At 52.6% G+C, this 306-nt stretch carries 1 protein-coding gene; it reads right to left on the reverse strand.

Annotation, left to right across the window (positions count from 1 at the left end; genetic code table 11):
* Nucleotides 1-99: 99 nt before the first annotated feature.
* Nucleotides 100-297, reverse strand: coding sequence for an HNH endonuclease (locus JUK32_RS28760; RefSeq protein WP_375541575.1), 198 nt, complete (start codon nucleotides 295-297; stop codon nucleotides 100-102).
* Between the last annotated feature and the right edge of the window lie 9 nt (nucleotides 298-306).

Genomic DNA, 306 nt, shown 5'->3' on the forward strand with positions numbered 1-306 from the left:
GGTTAAACTCATCGCCGGGGTCGCCCCCGACGATGGTCTACAGAACCGGACGTGAAAGTTTCCCTTCATCCGGCTCCTCAACGATTGGGTGAATGACAATCAGACCTCTCTACTCCCTGCTGAACGTAGCTCAGCGGCAGATTTGTTGTGGTGACAATGTCGGTGTAACAGTTGCCAATTAGCTGAAACATCTAGCCCGCCTTGAGAGCGCGGCCTGATGTGGTCGATTTCAATGACATCATCGGTCTTGAAGACCAAGTTGCAAGCGTTACAACGTCCCTTCTGGCGCTTCAGCAATTGAGCGAC

This window comes from Halomicronema sp. CCY15110 (genome assembly GCF_016888165.1).
Lineage (GTDB): Bacteria > Cyanobacteriota > Cyanobacteriia > Phormidesmidales > Phormidesmidaceae > Halomicronema.